The organism is Escherichia sp. MOD1-EC5433 (genome assembly GCF_002966005.1).
Classification (GTDB): Bacteria; Pseudomonadota; Gammaproteobacteria; order Enterobacterales; family Enterobacteriaceae; genus Escherichia; species Escherichia ruysiae.
Window position 1 is genome coordinate 121,401 of the sequence record NZ_PTRL01000008.1, and the last position, 17,906, is coordinate 139,306.

General features: G+C 52.3%; 15 protein-coding genes. 8 read left to right on the forward strand and 7 right to left on the reverse strand.

Annotation, left to right across the window (positions count from 1 at the left end; translation table 11 throughout):
• Nucleotides 1–38: 38 nt before the first annotated feature.
• Nucleotides 39–4,001: a trifunctional transcriptional regulator/proline dehydrogenase/L-glutamate gamma-semialdehyde dehydrogenase gene (gene putA, locus C3D30_RS16565; protein WP_105287141.1), complete on the forward strand. Its 3,963-nt coding sequence runs from the start codon at nt 39–41 to the stop codon at nt 3,999–4,001.
• Nucleotides 4,002–4,041: 40 nt separating this feature from the next.
• On the opposite strand, the gene rutR is transcribed toward putA, so the two are convergent.
• Together rutR and C3D30_RS16575 are read right to left on the reverse strand one after the other, a co-directional pair.
• A complete protein-coding gene (rutR, locus tag C3D30_RS16570; protein WP_010352087.1) occupies nt 4,042–4,680 on the reverse strand; it encodes an HTH-type transcriptional regulator RutR in 639 nt (212 codons plus the stop codon).
• Nucleotides 4,681–4,902: 222 nt separating this feature from the next.
• Nucleotides 4,903–5,076 (reverse strand): con-10 family general stress protein, encoded by a 174-nt coding sequence (locus tag C3D30_RS16575; protein WP_001273661.1) that lies wholly within the window; start codon nt 5,074–5,076, stop codon nt 4,903–4,905.
• Nucleotides 5,077–5,437: 361 nt separating this feature from the next.
• Between C3D30_RS16575 and wrbA the strand changes: the two genes are divergently transcribed.
• Nucleotides 5,438–6,034 carry an NAD(P)H:quinone oxidoreductase gene (wrbA, locus tag C3D30_RS16585; RefSeq protein WP_001151442.1) on the forward strand — a complete coding sequence of 199 codons (597 nt, stop codon included), beginning with the start codon at nt 5,438–5,440 and terminating at the stop codon, nt 6,032–6,034.
• Nucleotides 6,035–6,054: 20 nt separating this feature from the next.
• The gene (locus C3D30_RS16590) at nt 6,055–6,282 is read left to right on the forward strand and encodes a YccJ family protein (protein ID WP_001143120.1); all 228 of its coding nucleotides are present in this window, start codon (nt 6,055–6,057) and stop codon (nt 6,280–6,282) included.
• Nucleotides 6,283–6,319: 37 nt separating this feature from the next.
• Here the strand turns inward: C3D30_RS16590 and agp are convergent, their stop codons facing one another.
• Together agp and C3D30_RS16600 are read right to left on the reverse strand one after the other, a co-directional pair.
• Complete coding sequence (gene agp, locus C3D30_RS16595) at nt 6,320–7,561, reverse strand: bifunctional glucose-1-phosphatase/inositol phosphatase (protein ID WP_105284908.1); 1,242 nt, start codon at nt 7,559–7,561, stop codon at nt 6,320–6,322.
• A gap of 157 nt (nt 7,562–7,718) precedes the next feature.
• Nucleotides 7,719–9,152 carry a gluconate:proton symporter gene (locus C3D30_RS16600; RefSeq protein ID WP_105287142.1) on the reverse strand — a complete coding sequence of 478 codons (1,434 nt, stop codon included), beginning with the start codon at nt 9,150–9,152 and terminating at the stop codon, nt 7,719–7,721.
• 272 nt (nt 9,153–9,424) lie between these two features.
• Here C3D30_RS16600 and admX point away from each other — a divergent pair, with 272 nt between their 5' ends.
• The 5 genes from admX to cbpM all read left to right on the forward strand — a co-directional run bounded on the left by admX (nt 9,425) and on the right by cbpM (nt 13,435).
• Nucleotides 9,425–10,339, forward strand: coding sequence for an HTH-type transcriptional regulator AdmX (admX, locus tag C3D30_RS16605; RefSeq protein ID WP_000776563.1), 915 nt, complete (start codon nt 9,425–9,427; stop codon nt 10,337–10,339).
• A 50-nt stretch (nt 10,340–10,389) separates the two neighbouring features.
• Nucleotides 10,390–11,643 carry a D-amino acid dehydrogenase gene (locus tag C3D30_RS16610; protein WP_000746241.1) on the forward strand — a complete coding sequence of 418 codons (1,254 nt, stop codon included), beginning with the start codon at nt 10,390–10,392 and terminating at the stop codon, nt 11,641–11,643.
• On the forward strand, nt 11,640–11,996 hold the full coding sequence (locus tag C3D30_RS16615) for a RidA family protein (protein ID WP_024192222.1): 357 nt from the start codon (nt 11,640–11,642) through the stop codon (nt 11,994–11,996). The genes C3D30_RS16610 and C3D30_RS16615 overlap by 4 nt, the downstream gene beginning before the upstream one ends.
• 213 nt (nt 11,997–12,209) lie before the next feature.
• Nucleotides 12,210–13,130: a curved DNA-binding protein gene (cbpA, locus tag C3D30_RS16620; RefSeq protein ID WP_105287143.1), complete on the forward strand. Its 921-nt coding sequence runs from the start codon at nt 12,210–12,212 to the stop codon at nt 13,128–13,130.
• Nucleotides 13,130–13,435: a chaperone modulator CbpM gene (gene cbpM / locus C3D30_RS16625; protein WP_105284912.1), complete on the forward strand. Its 306-nt coding sequence runs from the start codon at nt 13,130–13,132 to the stop codon at nt 13,433–13,435. The genes cbpA and cbpM overlap by 1 nt, the downstream gene beginning before the upstream one ends.
• 140 nt (nt 13,436–13,575) lie before the next feature.
• On the opposite strand, the gene torD is transcribed toward cbpM, so the two are convergent.
• Genes torD through torC form a run of 3 tightly spaced genes read right to left on the reverse strand, consistent with a single transcriptional unit; the run spans nt 13,576 to nt 17,890 of the window.
• Nucleotides 13,576–14,175 carry a molecular chaperone TorD gene (gene torD / locus C3D30_RS16630; protein ID WP_105287144.1) on the reverse strand — a complete coding sequence of 200 codons (600 nt, stop codon included), beginning with the start codon at nt 14,173–14,175 and terminating at the stop codon, nt 13,576–13,578.
• Nucleotides 14,172–16,718, reverse strand: coding sequence for a trimethylamine-N-oxide reductase TorA (torA, locus tag C3D30_RS16635; RefSeq protein WP_105287145.1), 2,547 nt, complete (start codon nt 16,716–16,718; stop codon nt 14,172–14,174). Before torA ends, torD begins: the two co-directional genes overlap by 4 nt.
• Complete coding sequence (gene torC, locus C3D30_RS16640) at nt 16,718–17,890, reverse strand: pentaheme c-type cytochrome TorC (RefSeq protein ID WP_001230246.1); 1,173 nt, start codon at nt 17,888–17,890, stop codon at nt 16,718–16,720. The genes torA and torC overlap by 1 nt, the downstream gene beginning before the upstream one ends.
• Nucleotides 17,891–17,906 lie beyond the last annotated feature (16 nt).

The following is a 17,906-nucleotide window of genomic DNA, read 5'->3' on the forward strand; positions in this document are numbered from 1 at the left end:
CGTTAAGTTGCACCTTTCAGAACAACAGGAGTAATGGCATGGGAACCACCACCATGGGGGTTAAGCTGGACGACGCGACGCGCGAGCGTATTAAGTCAGCCGCGACACGTATCGATCGCACGCCACACTGGTTAATTAAGCAGGCGATTTTTTCTTATCTTGAACAGCTGGAGAACAGCGATACCCTGCCGGAGCTGCCTGCGCTGCTTTCTGGCGCTGCCAATGAGAGCGATGAAGCACCGACTCCGGCAGAGGAACCACACCAGCCATTCCTCGACTTTGCCGAGCAAATTTTGCCGCAGTCAGTTTCCCGTGCTGCCATCACCGCTGCCTATCGCCGCCCGGAAACCGAAGCGGTTTCTATGCTGCTGGAACAAGCTCGCCTGCCGCAGCCGATTGCGGAACAGGCGCACAAACTGGCATATCAACTGGCAGATAAACTGCGTAATCAAAAAAACGCCAGTGGTCGCGCAGGCATGGTTCAGGGATTATTGCAGGAGTTTTCGCTGTCATCGCAGGAAGGCGTGGCGCTGATGTGTCTGGCGGAAGCGTTGCTACGTATTCCCGATAAAGCCACCCGTGATGCGTTAATTCGCGACAAAATCAGCAACGGTAACTGGCAGTCACACATTGGTCGTAGCCCGTCTTTGTTTGTTAATGCCGCCACCTGGGGGCTACTGTTTACCGGCAAACTGGTTTCTACCCATAACGAAGCCAGCCTCTCCCGCTCGCTGAACCGCATTATCGGTAAGAGCGGTGAACCGCTGATCCGCAAAGGTGTGGATATGGCGATGCGCCTGATGGGCGAGCAGTTCGTCACTGGCGAAACCATCGCGGAAGCATTAGCCAATGCCCGCAAGCTGGAAGAGAAAGGTTTCCGTTACTCTTACGATATGCTCGGCGAAGCCGCGCTGACCGCCGCAGATGCGCAGGCGTATATGGTGTCCTATCAGCAGGCGATTCACGCCATTGGCAAAGCATCCAACGGTCGTGGCATCTATGAAGGGCCAGGCATTTCAATCAAGCTGTCGGCGCTGCATCCGCGTTACAGCCGCGCCCAGTATGACCGGGTAATGGACGAGCTTTACCCGCGTCTGAAATCATTAACCCTACTGGCGCGTCAGTACGATATTGGTATTAACATCGATGCCGAAGAGGCAGATCGTCTGGAGATCTCCCTCGATTTGCTGGAAAAACTCTGTTTCGAGCCGGAACTGGCAGGCTGGAACGGCATCGGTTTTGTTATTCAGGCTTATCAGAAACGCTGCCCGTTGGTGATCGATTACCTGATTGATCTCGCCACCCGCAGCCGTCGCCGTCTGATGATTCGCCTGGTGAAAGGCGCGTACTGGGACAGCGAAATCAAGCGTGCGCAGATGGACGGCCTTGAAGGTTATCCGGTTTATACCCGCAAGGTGTATACCGACGTTTCTTATCTCGCCTGTGCTAAAAAGCTGCTGGCGGTGCCGAATTTAATTTATCCGCAGTTCGCGACGCACAACGCCCATACGCTGGCGGCGATTTATCAACTGGCAGGGCAGAACTATTATCCTGGTCAGTACGAGTTCCAGTGCCTGCACGGCATGGGCGAGCCACTGTATGAGCAGGTCACCGGGAAAGTTGCCGACGGCAAACTTAACCGCCCGTGTCGTATTTACGCGCCGGTCGGTACGCATGAAACGCTTCTGGCGTATCTGGTACGTCGCCTGCTGGAAAACGGTGCCAATACATCGTTTGTAAACCGTATTGCCGATACCTCTTTGCCGCTGGATGAACTGGTTGCAGATCCGGTCACTGCTGTAGAAAAATTGGCGCAACAGGAAGGGCAAACAGGATTACCGCATCCGAAAATTCCGCTACCGCGCGATCTTTACGGTCAGGGGCGCGACAACTCGGCAGGGTTAGATCTTGCCAACGAACACCGTCTGGCATCGCTCTCCTCTGCCCTGCTCAACAGTGCACTACAAAAATGGCAGGCCTTGCCAATGCTGGAACAGCCGGTAGCGGCAGGTGAGATGTCACCCGTTATTAACCCTGCGGAACCGAAAGATATTGTGGGCTATGTGCGTGAAGCCACGCCGCGTGAAGTGGAACAGGCACTGGAAAATGCGGTTAATAATGCGCCAATCTGGTTTGCCACTCCTCCGGCTGAACGTGCGGCGATATTGCATCGCGCTGCCGTGCTAATGGAAAGCCAGATGCAGCAACTGATTGGTATTCTGGTGCGTGAAGCCGGGAAAACCTTCAGTAACGCCATCGCCGAAGTGCGCGAAGCGGTCGATTTTCTCCACTACTACGCCGGACAGGTGCGGGATGATTTCGCTAACGAAACCCACCGTCCATTAGGGCCTGTGGTGTGTATCAGTCCGTGGAACTTCCCGCTGGCTATTTTCACCGGGCAGATCGCCGCCGCACTGGCGGCAGGTAACAGCGTGCTGGCAAAACCGGCAGAACAAACGCCGCTGATTGCCGCGCAAGGGATCGCCATTTTGCTGGAAGCGGGTGTACCGCCAGGCGTGGTGCAGTTGCTACCAGGTCGGGGTGAAACCGTGGGCGCGCAACTGACGGGTGATGATCGCGTGCGCGGGGTGATGTTTACCGGATCAACCGAAGTCGCTACGTTACTGCAACGCAATATCGCCAGCCGCCTGGACGCTCAGGGTCGCCCTATTCCGCTCATCGCTGAAACCGGCGGCATGAACGCGATGATTGTCGATTCTTCAGCACTGACCGAACAAGTCGTAATAGATGTGCTGGCCTCGGCGTTCGACAGTGCAGGTCAGCGTTGTTCGGCACTGCGCGTGCTGTGCCTGCAAGATGAGATTGCCGACCACACGTTGAAAATGCTGCGCGGCGCAATGGCCGAATGCCGGATGGGTAATCCGGGTCGCCTGACCACCGATATCGGTCCGGTGATTGATAGCGAAGCGAAAGCCAATATTGAGCGTCATATTCAGACCATGCGTAGCAAAGGCCGTCCGGTGTTCCAGGCGGTGCGGGAAAACAGCGAAGATGCCCGTGAATGGCAAAGCGGCACCTTTGTCGCCCCGACGCTGATCGAACTGGATGACTTTGCCGAATTGCAAAAAGAGGTCTTTGGTCCGGTGCTGCATGTGGTGCGCTACAACCGTAATCAATTGCCGGAGCTGATCGAGCAGATTAACGCTTCCGGTTATGGTCTGACGCTCGGTGTCCATACGCGTATTGATGAAACCATTGCCCAGGTCACTGGCTCGGCCCATGTTGGTAACCTGTATGTTAACCGTAATATGGTGGGCGCAGTGGTGGGTGTGCAGCCGTTCGGCGGCGAAGGGTTGTCCGGTACTGGGCCGAAAGCAGGCGGTCCGCTCTATCTCTACCGTCTGCTGGCGAATCGCCCGGAAAGTGCGCTGGCAGTGACGCTCGCGCGTCAGGATGCAGAGTATCCGGTCGATGCGCAGTTGAAAGCCGCATTGATCCAGCCACTGAATGCACTACGGGAATGGGCAGCAAATCGTCCAGAATTGCAAGCGTTATGTACTCAATATGGCGAGCTGGCGCAGGCAGGAACACAGCGATTGCTGCCAGGGCCGACGGGTGAACGCAACACCTGGACGCTGCTGCCGCGTAAGCGCGTGTTATGTATTGCGGATGATGAACAGGATGCATTAACTCAGCTTGCCGCCGTGCTGGCGGTGGGCAGCCAGGTGCTGTGGACGGATGACGCGCTCCATCGTCAGTTAGTGAAGGCATTACCATCGGCAGTCAGCGAACGTATTCAACTGGCTAAAGCGGAAAATATTACCGCTCAACCATTTGATGCGGTGATCTTCCACGGTGATTCGGATCAGCTTCGTGCACTGTGTGAAGCGGTTGCCGCGCGTGACGGTGCGATTGTTTCGGTGCAGGGTTTTGCCCGTGGCGAAAGCAATATCCTGCTGGAACGGCTGTATATCGAACGTTCGCTGAGTGTGAATACCGCTGCCGCCGGCGGTAACGCCAGTTTAATGACGATCGGTTAAAGAACTTGCCGGAGGAGGTTGTAACCTCCTCCGGCAATTATTAACGTGGTCGAATCCCTTCAATAATAATCCGCTGCACGTTTTCAACCGTTTGATTGAAAAACACCTCATCGCGCAACGTGGCGCCTGTCACCGCCTCCACCTGGGGAGCGAAATCGGCATAATGTTGGGTGGAAGCCCAAATCATAAAAATCAGATGCTGCGGGTCAATCGGCGCGAGTTTTCCGCTTTTGACCCAACCGGCAATCAGCGCCGATTTCTCATCAATTAACGCCTTCAAATCCCCCGTCAGCTCATCCATTAACAGCGGCGCGCCCGCCAGCATCTCCATACAGAACAGGCGCGAAGCCTGCGGATAATCGCGTGAGACTTCCAGCTTCAGACGGATGTACTCTTTGATCGCCGCCAGCGGGGAAAAATCTTCACGAAACGCTTTTAACGGTGCCAGCCAGATATCGAGAATCTGCCGCAGCACGGCAATATACAGCGCCTCTTTCGACGGGAAGTAATACAGCAGATTGGTTTTTGACACGCCCGCCAACTCTGCGATCTGCTCCAGCCTTGTGCCGTGAAAACCGAATTGTGAAAAAGTGTCCAGTGCCGCACCAAGAATCGCTTTTTTCTTCGCGCTCACTGCGCGCGAACGTTTACCCGTTGTTTTCACTGCACCTTGCGTCATGCACTCACCCCTCTTGTAGACTGGCAACAGGATAGCAAAATCAGCACGATGCCTCGACCATCAACATTCACGGTACAAATGAATAATGGTGGAATGAGCGAGAAAGGTATTAACGTGAGGATATTAAGGAGAGTACCAGAACGAAAAAACCGCCGGAATTACCGGCGGCAGTGGCGTAATGACGTGCGTCAGACAAAACGCATTCGTCATGGAGTAGCCCGGTTAGTTGTTGCTTTTGCCGTGACTGCTTTTGCCCCCTTTTTTTCCTGCTTCAGATGCGCGCTGCGGGTCATTTTTGAAATTCCCCCCGCTGTGCTGTCCACCTTTTTTACCTGCTTCTGATGCTCTTTCGCGGTCTTCTGCAAAATTGCCGGAACCGCCTCGATGGTTTGCCATTACTGACCTCCGTCATCATAGTGCCCAGGATTAACGCGGCGTATGGCGGGTGCCATATTTTCGCTACGTGGGACTAAGCTTAGTGAACTGACGCGGGTAAGCCTGCGTTTGGTAATATCCTGCAACAGCTTCTTAGCGAGAATAGATATCATTTCCGGTAATCAGCCATAAGCCGCTCTTATGATTAAAAAAACGCTATGGGATAAAAATGTATCATTTTGCGACAAAATTACATGCTTGTGAAAATTGTTATAAATCAAATAAGTGGTTGTGAAATTTGCACTCTGAATAGGACGTCTTATCTTTAAATGAGTGGTAGCGAATCGCTACGGAATAGAGATAACACGAGGAGTGGTTAGAAATGGCTAAAGTTCTGGTGCTTTATTATTCCATGTACGGACATATCGAAACGATGGCACGAGCTGTCGCCGAAGGCGCAAGCAAAGTCGATGGCGCAGAAGTTGTCGTTAAGCGTGTACCGGAAACCATGCAGCCGCAATTATTCGAAAAAGCAGGCGGTAAAACGCAAACTGCGCCCGTTGCAACCCCGCAAGAACTGGCCGATTACGACGCGATTATTTTTGGTACACCAACCCGTTTTGGCAATATGTCAGGCCAGATGCGTACTTTCCTGGATCAGACTGGCGGCCTGTGGGCTTCCGGCGCTCTGTACGGCAAACTGGCAAGCGTCTTTAGTTCGACCGGCACCGGCGGCGGTCAGGAACAAACTATCACTTCAACCTGGACGACCCTTGCACATCACGGCATGGTGATTGTCCCTATTGGCTACGCAGCACAAGAGTTATTTGACGTCTCGCAGGTTCGCGGCGGAACGCCTTATGGCGCGACCACCATTGCAGGCGGTGACGGTTCGCGCCAGCCCAGTCAGGAAGAGTTGTCTATCGCACGTTACCAGGGGGAATATGTTGCTGGTTTGGCAGTCAAACTTAATGGCTAATCTTCAACAGGAGGATACACATGCCAACTCAAGAAGCGAAAGCTCATCACGTGGGTGAATGGGCATCTCTGCGCAATACGTCGCCGGAAATAGCCGAGGCCATTTTTGAAGTCGCCGGGTACGATGAGAAAATGGCGGAAAAAATTTGGGAAGAAGGTAGCGACGAAGTGTTAGTCAAAGCCTTTGCCAAAACCGATAAAGATTCGCTTTTTTGGGGCGAACAGACCATCGAACGTAAAAACGTTTAACCAGTGACTCCCCCGCAGCTGACGGGGGAGTTTTCTGTTATTTCACCGCTTCATTCAACACGCTATCAAACTTATCCATCGGACAAAAACCATTAGCATCTATCGGGCAACCGCTTAATTCCAGCGTCACCCGCTGAGCCGGAGCCTGCAACGTTAACGCATCGGCATTACGTAACTGTTCCGCGCTCTGGTATACATACTCGATCTTCATCAAATCACGATTGGCTTTGCTGTCATGCCAACGCTGGAAAACGATTTTGCCGCCAATTGGCGTGCGTTCGTTCTGGTCATGCAACTGATAGGGTTTAAAATCCAGCGCGGTGAGCAGCGAGGCAATATTAGAGTCATGCCCTACCAACACAGTGATTTTCGGTGCGCTGGCGCGATCGGTGACCAGGGCTTTGTCGATATAACTGACCAGTGGTTTCGCAACATTGCGCGCTACTTCCGGTGAGGTAAACAGGCTGTCCTGGTAGCCGTTTTTCAGCTTCGACAACACCTTCCACTGTTGGTCAGATTTAATTTCCCCCCACGCCACCTGATCCATCGGGAAACCTTCGTAGTATTGCAACGTAAACGCATCTACCAGCGAGTTGCCTACTTTCAATGGCCCGGAAACGCCCGGCTCTTGTTGATACTTCGCACTGAAAGTATTTTTGCCATCCACCAGCGAACATTGCTGCTTCTCTTTACAGGCTGGAGAGTCTTTATAGTTAACGATTTTTTCCAGTAGCTGATAGCTGTCCATCAGTTGTAGTTTGCTGAACTCTTTCTCCATTGCCGCCACCGCCTGCTCACTGAATGCGGCGGAATCATCGGTGATTACCGGGTTAAAGGTTGGGTCCATGGTGCCCATTTTTTCCTGGTGATGAACAGGAATATCACATCCAGGGAATGCGCCGGTAATAAAGAACTGCGCGGTAGCGACGGTACGTTGCAGGCTGTTTGCGTAAGCATAAACGGTGTCCGGCGGCGGGCATTCACCCGACTTTACCATCCCCTGCTCTGCCAGCCACTCACGCATGTAATGACCCATATACACTTCCAGCACGCCACCTTTAGTGGTGAGCTGCCCGCCGGGAACATCCCATTCCGGCCATTTATTCGGCGTCGACTGCTCAAGCACGCTGCCATTATTTGCCAGCGGCGCACGTAAGTTATGGCGACTCATCATCAGCACTTGCTGTAGCTGATAGCCTTCCGGTACAGCCTGTGCCTGAGCATTTGAAGAAAGCAAAGCCATCCCTGCCACGGCTGCGGCGATTAGCGTTTTTTTCATTCCTCACACCTCTTTTGTTATCAATGATTAAAGAGTGTGACAGAAATATGACTTTTTTCCGGGAACAGGTTCGCAAATTAGCAGATAACGAGGCGGGAAACTTGCAGAGCACCAGGCGATAGCGGACAGTCGCTGCGCTATCGCCTGGTTTGTATCGTTAAACTAATACCTGAAACAGCACGGCAAAAAGAATGATATTGGCAATGACAATGGTCCAACCGTTATAAAGCATATATTTCAGGTGAGTTGATTGTGCCAGCCCCATTTGACCAAACATATCCGATGAAGGGAAAGGCCCAAACCAGTCCACTTGCGATGAGGCTAACAATACCGCCGTTGTCCCCTGTGGCGGCACTCCCGCAGCCATCAACATTGGACCAAATATTTTGTGCGTAAAGGTCATCTGAGCAACAGCGGCGCCTGGCACATGACCGATAATGTTAAAGGCAAAAATACAGAAGCAAAGCCATGCCGGAGATATCCCGGTTAACAGTGGTTGGGTGTATTCGAGCAATCCCTGATACGCCTGCAGGCTATCCATAAGTTCCAGAATCGGGTTATACAGCCAGTAGAGCAGAAACATCCACACCAGTCTGCCACACCCCTTATACAGCGCCTGCAGTATCCCGGCAGGGCTTAATCCTCCCACCAGTCCAGTGAACAAAGCCACCAGTAACATCACGATAATGGCAAAACTAAAACCTGCTTTTATCACTACACCGACAACCGCCATAACAATAATGGTTGCGGCAAATGCCAGCGCGCTGAGCTTGCGACGGCGAACGCGGGCGGGTTCCTCTTCTTCCTGAGTTTTCTCAGAGAGATCCACCTCGTAGTGTAATTTTCCTTCCGTCATCTTCTGAATTCGCCCGGCCATGATCCAGCCAGCGAATAACGTCACGGCGCTCATTGGTAATCCAACGTACATCAGGTATTGCGGATAAGTCAGGCCGCCGAGTTGTAAAATCGTCACGGTACTGGGGGTAAATGGCCCGGTAAACAATCCCACTGAGCCTGCCGTCATCATCAGTGCAGCCACCGTGGGAGGCGTCAGCCGTACTGCCGCCGCCACAGGAATAATCACCGCAACAATAATGGCATTGCCGCCTGCCATAGTGCCCAGCGCGCCACAGATGAGAATGGAAGATACAACGATGCCAAATTTGACCCGCGTCTGGCTGGAAAGCCCGATACGATGTACCACAAATTTGACCAGTTCAACGGCGGCTCCGGTACGTGTTGCCACTTCCCCGACACCGGCACCAAGCATGATGATCAGACCTACAGTGGCGATAAACGATCCCGTCGATTTTGCCAGCATGGTGCCCATTTCTGGTAAGCCGGTGGAGGTCATTATCATCGCAATAATAATCGATGAAATAACTGCCAGAACAATATCGACGCCTATCAACGAGAGCACCGCTAACGCTACCAGCGGTGTAAAACCAAGCAGTCCGAGTTCATTACCTGGACGCCCCTGACACCAGAACGCTGTCAGTAAAAAAACAACCAACAGTAAACCAATAATGACATTCTTTTTGGTGATATTTTGTCTGGTTAGCGAACCACCAGCGAGCATTGAGTCACTCATATAACTCCTTAACCCCATCGAATCGACCATCAATATCAGCCGATGTATTTGGACAGCTCAGAAAATATCCCCCCTCGTTATTATTGTTAGCAAAATGCACTGAGGGTTTGTCCGGGTACTACAGGTATTATTCTGAGTTCGTAATTAACCCCTTTAGGTGGGCAAATAACGCATTGTTACCAGAACAGGCGTTACAGATTAAATTTATGTTAACTTGGTGTTACCATGAAATGACTTTTTATCTATCGTCTATAACTCTGGGTTAACTCTTAATGAAACTGCGCCACCTGGAAATCTTCTATGCCGTGATGACATGCGGGACACTTTCCCGGGCTGCGGAATCGCTGAATATTTCCCAGCCGGCCGCCAGTAAAGCGTTAAAAAACGCTGAACAAAAACTCGGTTTTCAGCTCTTTCAGCGAGTTCGTGGCAAGCTTCTTCCAACCAGCGAAGCGATCACACTTTTTGAAAAAGCGCAGTCGATTTATCACGAACTCGATAACCTGCGACTGCTGGCCGATAACCTGACGCGAGATCCGCGAGCCAAAATAGCCCTGGGATGCCTGCCAAGTCTGGGGTTAAGTCTGGTGCCAGAAATAGTCACCGCGTTTTACCAGCAGAATGCGAATCTGGTAATGACACTGACGACAGAGCACACCGAAACGTTGGTTAAAAAACTTGATCTGCGTGAGATTGATCTGGCTCTGACGCTACAGCCGATTCAACAGGGGGAGATTATGACGACGCTGATAGCCGAAGTTCCGCTGGTTTATATCGACCGGGACTATCGACAGGGCGCGGTAGAAATAGACAAGATTGACCAACAACGCTGGATTTCTCCCGGCCCCTATTCCCTTTCCGATGCAATAGCCAAACGGCGTGATTTTTTGACGACGCGCCTGAATGTCCAGACATATTACATGGCGACTGAATTTGTAAAACGAGGAATGGGATGCAGTATTACCGATATTTTCTCTGCCCGTCATAACCTCCCGGCAGAGACAATTCACTCCATCGAACCACCAATAAAAATTGATCTTTGCTTACTACGCCGTGCCGATGTTTCGCTTAGTCCTATTACACAAAAATTTGTCGATTTCCTCTGTCAGCAATTACGTCAGCAACTGCGAGCCATTAACCTTGAGTTATACCCTGAAAATAAAAAGTCAATTGCTCCTCAGGCCTAAATGTTTTGACATATCCCCAACGCATTTATTAGCGGTGGATATCTCAGGTGATGAAAAAACGCATTGTAGTTATTGGCGGCGGGGTAATTGGTCTGGCGACAGCATGGGTTCTGGTAAAACAGGGCCATCAGGTGCAATTGTTAGAACGTAACAGTCAGGCAGGCGTCGCCACCAGTTTCGCTAATGGCGGGCAACTCAGCTATCGCTACGTGGCCCCTCTGGCGGATAAAGGCGTACCGATGCAGGGGCTTAAGTGGATGGGGAAAAGTGACTCCCCTCTGAATATGCGTTTGCGCATGTCATTTAGCCAGTGGCGCTGGTTGCTGGCGTTTTTAATGTCCTGTAATAGCCGGACAAATAAACTCAATGGCGACCATATTTTACGCTTATCACTGTTAAGTCGTCAGGTCATGGAAGAGTGGCTGCTGGAGGATAATCTTGATGATTTTCACTGGCGCCGTTCTGGCAAACTGATTATTCATCGCCGCCAGCAAGATTTAGCCAAAGCAGCAAAAGGCATTGATCCGCAATTTCAACAGGCTTTATCACGCGAAGAGTGTGTTCATCTTGAACCAGCACTAAAACATATTGGTCATTCCCTGTGCGGTGGTATTTACTCCCCCGGCGATGAAACGGCGGACTGCTATAAGTTCTGTCAGGCATTACTTGCCAAACTTAATGCCAGTGCGAATTTTTCGCTACAGACCGATTGCGAAGTTTTGCAGTTGAATAAAAAAGGTGAGCGCATTGAGTCTATTACCACCCGCACTGGAACGCTGGTTGCGGATGATTATGTCGTTGCCGCCGGTAATGGCAGCACGCATTTGCTTGCCGGAACCGGGACTCACGTACCGCTCTGTGGTCTGAAAGGCTACAGTCTGACGCTCCCCTTCCCACAAAAAATGGGGATCGCACCACAAATCAGTGTCACCGACTATGGTCATAAAATTGTCTATGCCCGGCTCGGTGACCGGTTGCGCATCGCCGCCATGGTCGATATTGGCTATGACGGTACTGAACTGCGCTCTGAACGCATTGGCGCCTTAAAACAGATCGTAGCTGCCAGTTTTCCGCAACTGCAAGGTATCGATGAGGCCGAATTATGGACGGGTATGCGTCCATCCACCCCTGCGGGTCCGCCACTATTAGGACGGGCGAAGTATCAAAATCTATGGATGAATCTTGGTCAGGGCAGTCTGGGCTTTACGCTGGCGGCGGGTAGTGCCGTGGTGTTAGGCGCTCTGCTGTCGGGCGAAGATCCTGCAATTTCACTTGATGGACTGACATGGAGCCAATCAGCTTGAATATCAAACGTAATAACCCACAACCGCGTCTTGCCGCCAGCGTGGAATATGGCAATCTTGTTTTTCTCTCCGGTCAGACACCGAAGAGCAATACTCCGTCCATCGCGCAACAAACGCGCGAAGTGCTGGAGAAAATCGACGCATTACTTGCTGAAGCTGGCAGTGATAAATTTCATCTCTTGTCCGCTCAGATATGGTTAAAAGATATCAGCCGCGATTTTGCCGAGTTCAACGACGTATGGGTTAGCTGGATGCCAGAAGGATATAGCCCGGCACGTGCTGCCGTACAAGCGGAGATGGCCCGCCCGGAGATTCTGGTTGAAGTGATGGTCACTGCGGTAAAAGCGGGATAAGTCCCCATTTTCTGCCCCCTGGCAAGGTCGTCATGGGGCATCCCTGATGGTTAAACGTCCCCTCTTTTACCTGCCAACATTCAGGCTGAAAATATCATTTTTAGTTATGTTGTTGTCTCTGGCCTACGATTTTTTCTGATTTCCCCTACACTTAACACTGATACCTTGTCAGGGGTTTCCCTTTGTCTGTATTGATTTACGCGAGATAACGCTATGGAATTAAAGGATTATTACGCCATCATGGGCGTGAAACCGACGGACGATCTCAAGACAATCAAGACCGCCTATCGTCGACTGGCCCGCAAATACCATCCTGATGTCAGCAAAGAACCGGATGCCGAAGCCCGCTTCAAAGAGGTCGCTGAAGCCTGGGAAGTGTTAAGTGATGAACAACGTCGCGCTGAGTATGATCAGATGTGGCAACATCGCAACGATCCGCAATTTAGCCGTCAGTTCCAGCATGGCGACGGTCAGAGTTTTAACGCCGAAGATTTTGACGATATCTTCTCGTCAATTTTCGGTCAGCATGCCCGCCAGAGCCGTCAACGCCCCGCCACACGCGGCCACGATATTGAAATCGAAGTGGCGGTATTCCTCGAAGAAACGCTTACTGAGCATAAGCGTACCATCAGCTATAACCTGCCGGTTTATAACGCCTTTGGCATGATCGAACAGGAAATCCCGAAAACGCTGAATGTGAAGATCCCGGCGGGCATCGGCAATGGTCAACGCATCCGTCTGAAAGGCCAGGGGACGCCGGGCGAAAACGGTGGTCCAAATGGCGACCTGTGGCTGGTGATTCATATTGCGCCGCATCCGTTGTTTGATATTGTCGGTCAGGATCTGGAAATTGTGGTGCCGGTTAGCCCGTGGGAAGCGGCACTGGGTACAAAAGTCACAGTACCAACACTGAAAGAAAGCATTTTGCTGACTATCCCGCCAGGCAGTCAGGCCGGGCAACGATTACGCGTTAAAGGCAAAGGTCTGGTCAGCAAAAAACAGACCGGCGACCTGTATGCAGTGCTGAAAATCGTCATGCCACCGAAACCGGATGAGAACACTACCGCGCTGTGGCAACAACTGGCAGACGCCCAGTCGTCTTTTGATCCACGTAAAGATTGGGGGAAAGCATGATGGCTAATGTTACGGTGACTTTTACCATTACCGAATTTTGCCTGCATACCGGCATCTCTGAAGAGGAGTTGAATGAAATTGTCGGTTTGGGGGTGGTTGAACCGCGTGAGATCCAGGAAACAACCTGGGTATTTGACGACCATGCCGCCATTGTGGTGCAACGCGCGGTACGTCTGCGTCAGGAACTGGCGCTGGACTGGCCGGGGATCGCGGTGGCACTGACGTTAATGGATGATATTGCGCACCTGAGGCAGGAAAACCGCCTGCTGCGCCAGCGGCTTTCCCGGTTTGTGGCTCATCCGTGAGTTTGTTGCCTGATGCGACGCTTAACGCGTCGTATCAGGCCTACGATGGGCACTGTTCCCGTAGGCCGGATAGGCGTTCACGCCGCATCCGGCGGCTCTGCCATAATGCCTGATGCGACGCTTAACACGTCTTATCAGGCTTACAAATCGGCATTATCTCTATTGGTTATCGCAAGCAACAACTGGCTTAGTGCCGCGTAAAAACCAAAGCTATCATACTGATGGCAACGCGCAGCAAACTCGGGTAACCATTGCCACAGTGCCATTAGCGTTTTTTGCCGCAAACAGTCGATTCTTCGCGCAGGAACAGTCCCCTCTCCCAGTGAAAAATGCAGATGACTTAACAACTCCAGATAGATCGCCAGATGATCTGACGGTTCGTTGAAATTGCCACTGGTTTCCATCCTCGCCTCAACTAACAAGCGTTTAATCTCTTGCTCGTCCTGTTTGTAGGCCGATGCATAAGGCAGCGCCGCTTGTTTGTCAGTCATCAGAAACAGTCCGCAAAAGTCAGCGGCGAGTTCCAGACGGGCGTCGTCACGAACCGTCAATGCGGCGATTTTAGCTTCCAGTTCGTTCACCGCCACAGCTAATGGCGGTTCGCTTTTCAGCAAAGAAAACCATTCAGACATCTGCGCACTGGCGATTTGCGTCAGTTGTTCATCGTCCAGTTCACGGGAGAACAACTGCGCCAGCCAGGCGTAAACACAGGCAATCTGTTGTGCTGTCAGCGTGGTCATGATTTCACCTGCGACGCGGGAACATATTCGCACTGCGCCACCATCTCCACGGGGCCGTTAAACGCCGTCACCTGCTCCACTGTTCCGTTGTACTTCTCAATTTCCACCAGCGTAGTGTGCGCACTGGTCGCCTGCGCCAGCTGCGAAGTACCGATGTCGATGGTCAACACGTTGGGGTTACCGTATTTGCACAGCGCACCAGGCTCGCCACCTTTATCTGGATCGTACCATGCCCCTTCGTGAATTCGCGCCACGCCGGGCGCATAGCGGTCAGAAACTACTGCTCCTGCCAACACCTGACCGCGAGCGTTAAACACGCGTACCACATCACCGTTACGAATACCGCGCGCGCTGGCATCCTGCGGGTTAATGAACACTGGCTCTTTACCCGCTACCGTATATTGCTGACGCAGCGTTTCCGACTCACATAACTGCGAGTGAAGTCGGAAATCCGGATGCACAGATTGCAGATGCAACGGATACTTTTGCGAGCCAGGCCCACCGTGGGAGCGTTCGATTTTCTCAAACCACATCGGATGCCCCTGACAATCGTCGTAGTTCATATCGGCGATGGTTTTCGAGTAGATCTCAATCAGGCCACTCGGCGTGCCCAGCGGTTCGAGATCCGGATCTTCGCGGAATGCCTGGTGGCGAACAAACATCTGCGGATGGTCAAACTCGACGTACTCTTTGTTATTCCAGAAGTCATCAAACGCTGGCAGATGAACGCCGCGCCCTTTGCCTTGTTGTACACCTTCCTGCCAGATGCGTTTCAGCCAGCCCATTTCGTCCAGCCCTTCGGTAAAGGCTTCTTCGCGATTAAAGCGGCGGCACAGCTCGCGGAAAATATCAAAGTCGTTGCGCACCTCGAACTGCGGCGGCACGACCTGTTTCATGGCGATAATGCCACGGTTGGAGTGGTTGCCGTACTGGTCGAGATCGTTACGCTCAAACTGCGTGGTCGCAGGCAGCACGATGTCGGCAAAGCGGCAGGTTGAGGTCCACTGGTTATCTATGGCGATAACCGTTTCCAGCTTGCGCCAGCCTTCAATAATGCGGTTGATCTGCTGATGGCGATGGAACGGGTTAGTTCCGGCAAAAATACACATTTTCAGCGGCGGCAGTTTTACCGATTTACCGTTCCAGTTGATCACTTTCCCCGGTTCGAGGATCGCATCGATAAAACGGGCAATCGGAATGGTGCTGCTGTAGCCTTTGTAGTCACTGTTGTCGTGAACAGGCGGAATCGACGTAGAGCCGGAGAAACCACTCAGAATAACGCCTTTACGCCCCGGCGTGCCTGCGCCGTTATAGTGCCAGCCAAAACCAAAGCCACCACCTGGCAGGCCAATTTGCCCCAGCATCGCCGCCAGAACGACAATCATCCACGCCCACTGTTCACCGTGCTGCATACGCTGCACGCACCAGCCAGCAATAATTTGCGTTCTGTTCGCCGCCATCTGCCGCGCCAGCCCACGAATGGTTTCGGCATCAATGCCGGTCAGTTTTTCAGCCCATGCGGCATCTTTCGGCTGACCGTCTTTCTCGCCCAGCAGATACGGCAGGAACTGCTCAAAACCCACACAGTAGTTAGCGAGGAAATTTTTGTCGTACAGGTTTTCGCTGTATAACGTATGCGCCAGCGCCAGTTGCAGCGGCACGTCAGTTTGCGGGTTAACCGCAATGTGTTTTACATGCTCGCGCCCCAGATACTCGTGAGTTGACGTCACAACCGGATCGATGCTGATGACCTCAATTTCACCTGCGGCAACTTTCGCTTTTAGCTGCTCGTAATATTCATAAACATCGTGATCCGGGCACCACCAGTTCGCTTGCTGGTTTTTCAGCAAATCGGAACCCCACAGCACAATGGTTTTGCTGTTTTGCAATACCAGCGGCCAGGAGGTCTGCTGTTCATACACTTCCATTGAGCCAACCACGCGCGGCAGGATCACCTGCGCAGCACCGGTGGAGTAATCTCCGCCCGTACCAACGCTATTACCATGTAAGGCAATAGCTTTCGCCAGCATCCCCGAAGCGTTATGGAACATCCCCGTCGATTGCCAACCACTGGCGGTCAGCAAGGCACTCGGCCCGTGAGTTTTCTGTACGCGTTCCAGTTCTTCATAGAACATGTCGAGGGCTTCATCCCAGCTCACGCGCACAAAGCGGTTATCGCCGCGCTGGGAGGTATCGCTCAGATGGCGCTTACGCAGCCAGTCCACGCGTACCATCGGGTAACGAATACGCGCCGCGTTGTGTACGTGATCCGGCAACCCGGCGATCATTTTCGACGGATATTTATCCAGTTCGAACGGTTTTGCCGCCACAAAGCGACCATCCTTCACCGTCGCGCGGATAGCTCCCCAGTGCGATCCAGTCAGAATGCCCTCTTTCGAGGTGACAGCCTCAGTAGCTGCTTGCGCCGCATTCGCACGGCGCGGCGTTAACAGTGACGGCCCCAGCATCCCGACGACAGTTAAGCCGCCGAGTTGTGCCAGAAAACGTCGACGTGATGCCTGAAAGAGATCGTTATTGTTCATTATTTTTCTTCCTTCTTATCGCCGTGAGCCTTACCTGCGGTGTCAGACGCATTCATTTGCAGATATTTCAGCAAGGTGCGTTCTTCACGTTTATCTAGACTGGTAAAGCCAATCATGCCGTTGAGCGTGCCAATCCAACCATTAGCGTCAAAGTGGGAGATTTCTGGTGCGCCGTGGCATTGATTACAGGTGCCGTTGTACAGCGAATCCGCATAAGCCCAGATCGGTTTGATATCGTTCACCATGTCGCCTTTCTTCATCCACGCAGTGGCCTGCAACTTGCTCCACTCGGTATTGGTGTCGGCAACGGTGGTTTTCTCCAGCGTTTTCACCTGCTGCTGCACATCACCACGAATCGAGGCAACAAAGATGCGTTTACCTGGGAATTGGGTGAGTACACGCTGACGTCCTGCACTTTCCGTCCAGCCAGTGATTTCAATTTGCAGCCAGTCGCCGTCACGTTTAATGACTTTCACTGCCGAAGCAGGCAGCAGAGAACCAGACGCTTCTTTATCGCCTTTCGCCGCATAAATCGGCTTAATATCAATGGAGTACAGCGTGTCACCACTATCATTAGCACTGGCGCGCAGCTCATCGAACTGCTTACGGAAGCCACTACTCATATCCGGTAACTGGTGGGCAATACCTTTATGACAGTCGATACAGGATTGATTATCTTTCGCTGCCACCTTCATCTGACGTGCCGCTTCAGGATGCTGCTTCGCATGATCCATCGCGTCGTAGTTATGGCAGGAGCGGCAGGTTGCCGAGTTGTTTTCTTTCATTCGCGCCCATTCACGCTCGGCAAGTTCCGCGCGTTTGGCTTCAAATTTCTCAGGTGTATCAATGGAGTGGGCAATAAAGGTCTGGTAAATGTCGTTGCTCGCTTCCAGTTTGCGCTTCACCATGCCTGGAATATCCGGCGGGATATGACAGTCATGGCATTCAGCTCGCACGCCGGAGGCGTTCTGGAAATGCACCGACTGTTTATATTCTTCATACACCGGTTGCATACTGTGGCAACTGACACAAAATTCGGTTGTGCTGGTGACTTTGATCCCAACGTGTGGCAATACAATCAGCGCAATGCCAATCACAATCCCAGTAGCGACCAGCGCCAGTACCGACCAACGAGCACTGGGTCGGCGTAGCGCGTTCCAGAGTTTCCGCATAATAGCCCCTGTAAAA

Coding starts and splice junctions, on each gene's coding strand:
- torA (WP_105287145.1), bottom strand. CDS start 16,718: ATGAACAATAACGATCTCTTTCAGGCATCACGTCGACGTTTTCTGGCA.
- torD (WP_105287144.1), bottom strand. CDS start 14,175: ATGACCACGCTGACAGCACAACAGATTGCCTGTGTTTACGCCTGGCTG.
- admX (WP_000776563.1), top strand. CDS start 9,425: ATGAAACTGCGCCACCTGGAAATCTTCTATGCCGTGATGACATGCGGG.
- rutR (WP_010352087.1), bottom strand. CDS start 4,680: ATGACGCAAGGTGCAGTGAAAACAACGGGTAAACGTTCGCGCGCAGTG.
- cbpA (WP_105287143.1), top strand. CDS start 12,210: ATGGAATTAAAGGATTATTACGCCATCATGGGCGTGAAACCGACGGAC.
- C3D30_RS16610 (WP_000746241.1), top strand. CDS start 10,390: ATGAAAAAACGCATTGTAGTTATTGGCGGCGGGGTAATTGGTCTGGCG.
- putA (WP_105287141.1), top strand. CDS start 39: ATGGGAACCACCACCATGGGGGTTAAGCTGGACGACGCGACGCGCGAG.
- wrbA (WP_001151442.1), top strand. CDS start 5,438: ATGGCTAAAGTTCTGGTGCTTTATTATTCCATGTACGGACATATCGAA.
- C3D30_RS16600 (WP_105287142.1), bottom strand. CDS start 9,152: ATGAGTGACTCAATGCTCGCTGGTGGTTCGCTAACCAGACAAAATATC.
- torC (WP_001230246.1), bottom strand. CDS start 17,890: ATGCGGAAACTCTGGAACGCGCTACGCCGACCCAGTGCTCGTTGGTCG.
- agp (WP_105284908.1), bottom strand. CDS start 7,561: ATGAAAAAAACGCTAATCGCCGCAGCCGTGGCAGGGATGGCTTTGCTT.
- C3D30_RS16575 (WP_001273661.1), bottom strand. CDS start 5,076: ATGGCAAACCATCGAGGCGGTTCCGGCAATTTTGCAGAAGACCGCGAA.
- cbpM (WP_105284912.1), top strand. CDS start 13,130: ATGGCTAATGTTACGGTGACTTTTACCATTACCGAATTTTGCCTGCAT.
- C3D30_RS16590 (WP_001143120.1), top strand. CDS start 6,055: ATGCCAACTCAAGAAGCGAAAGCTCATCACGTGGGTGAATGGGCATCT.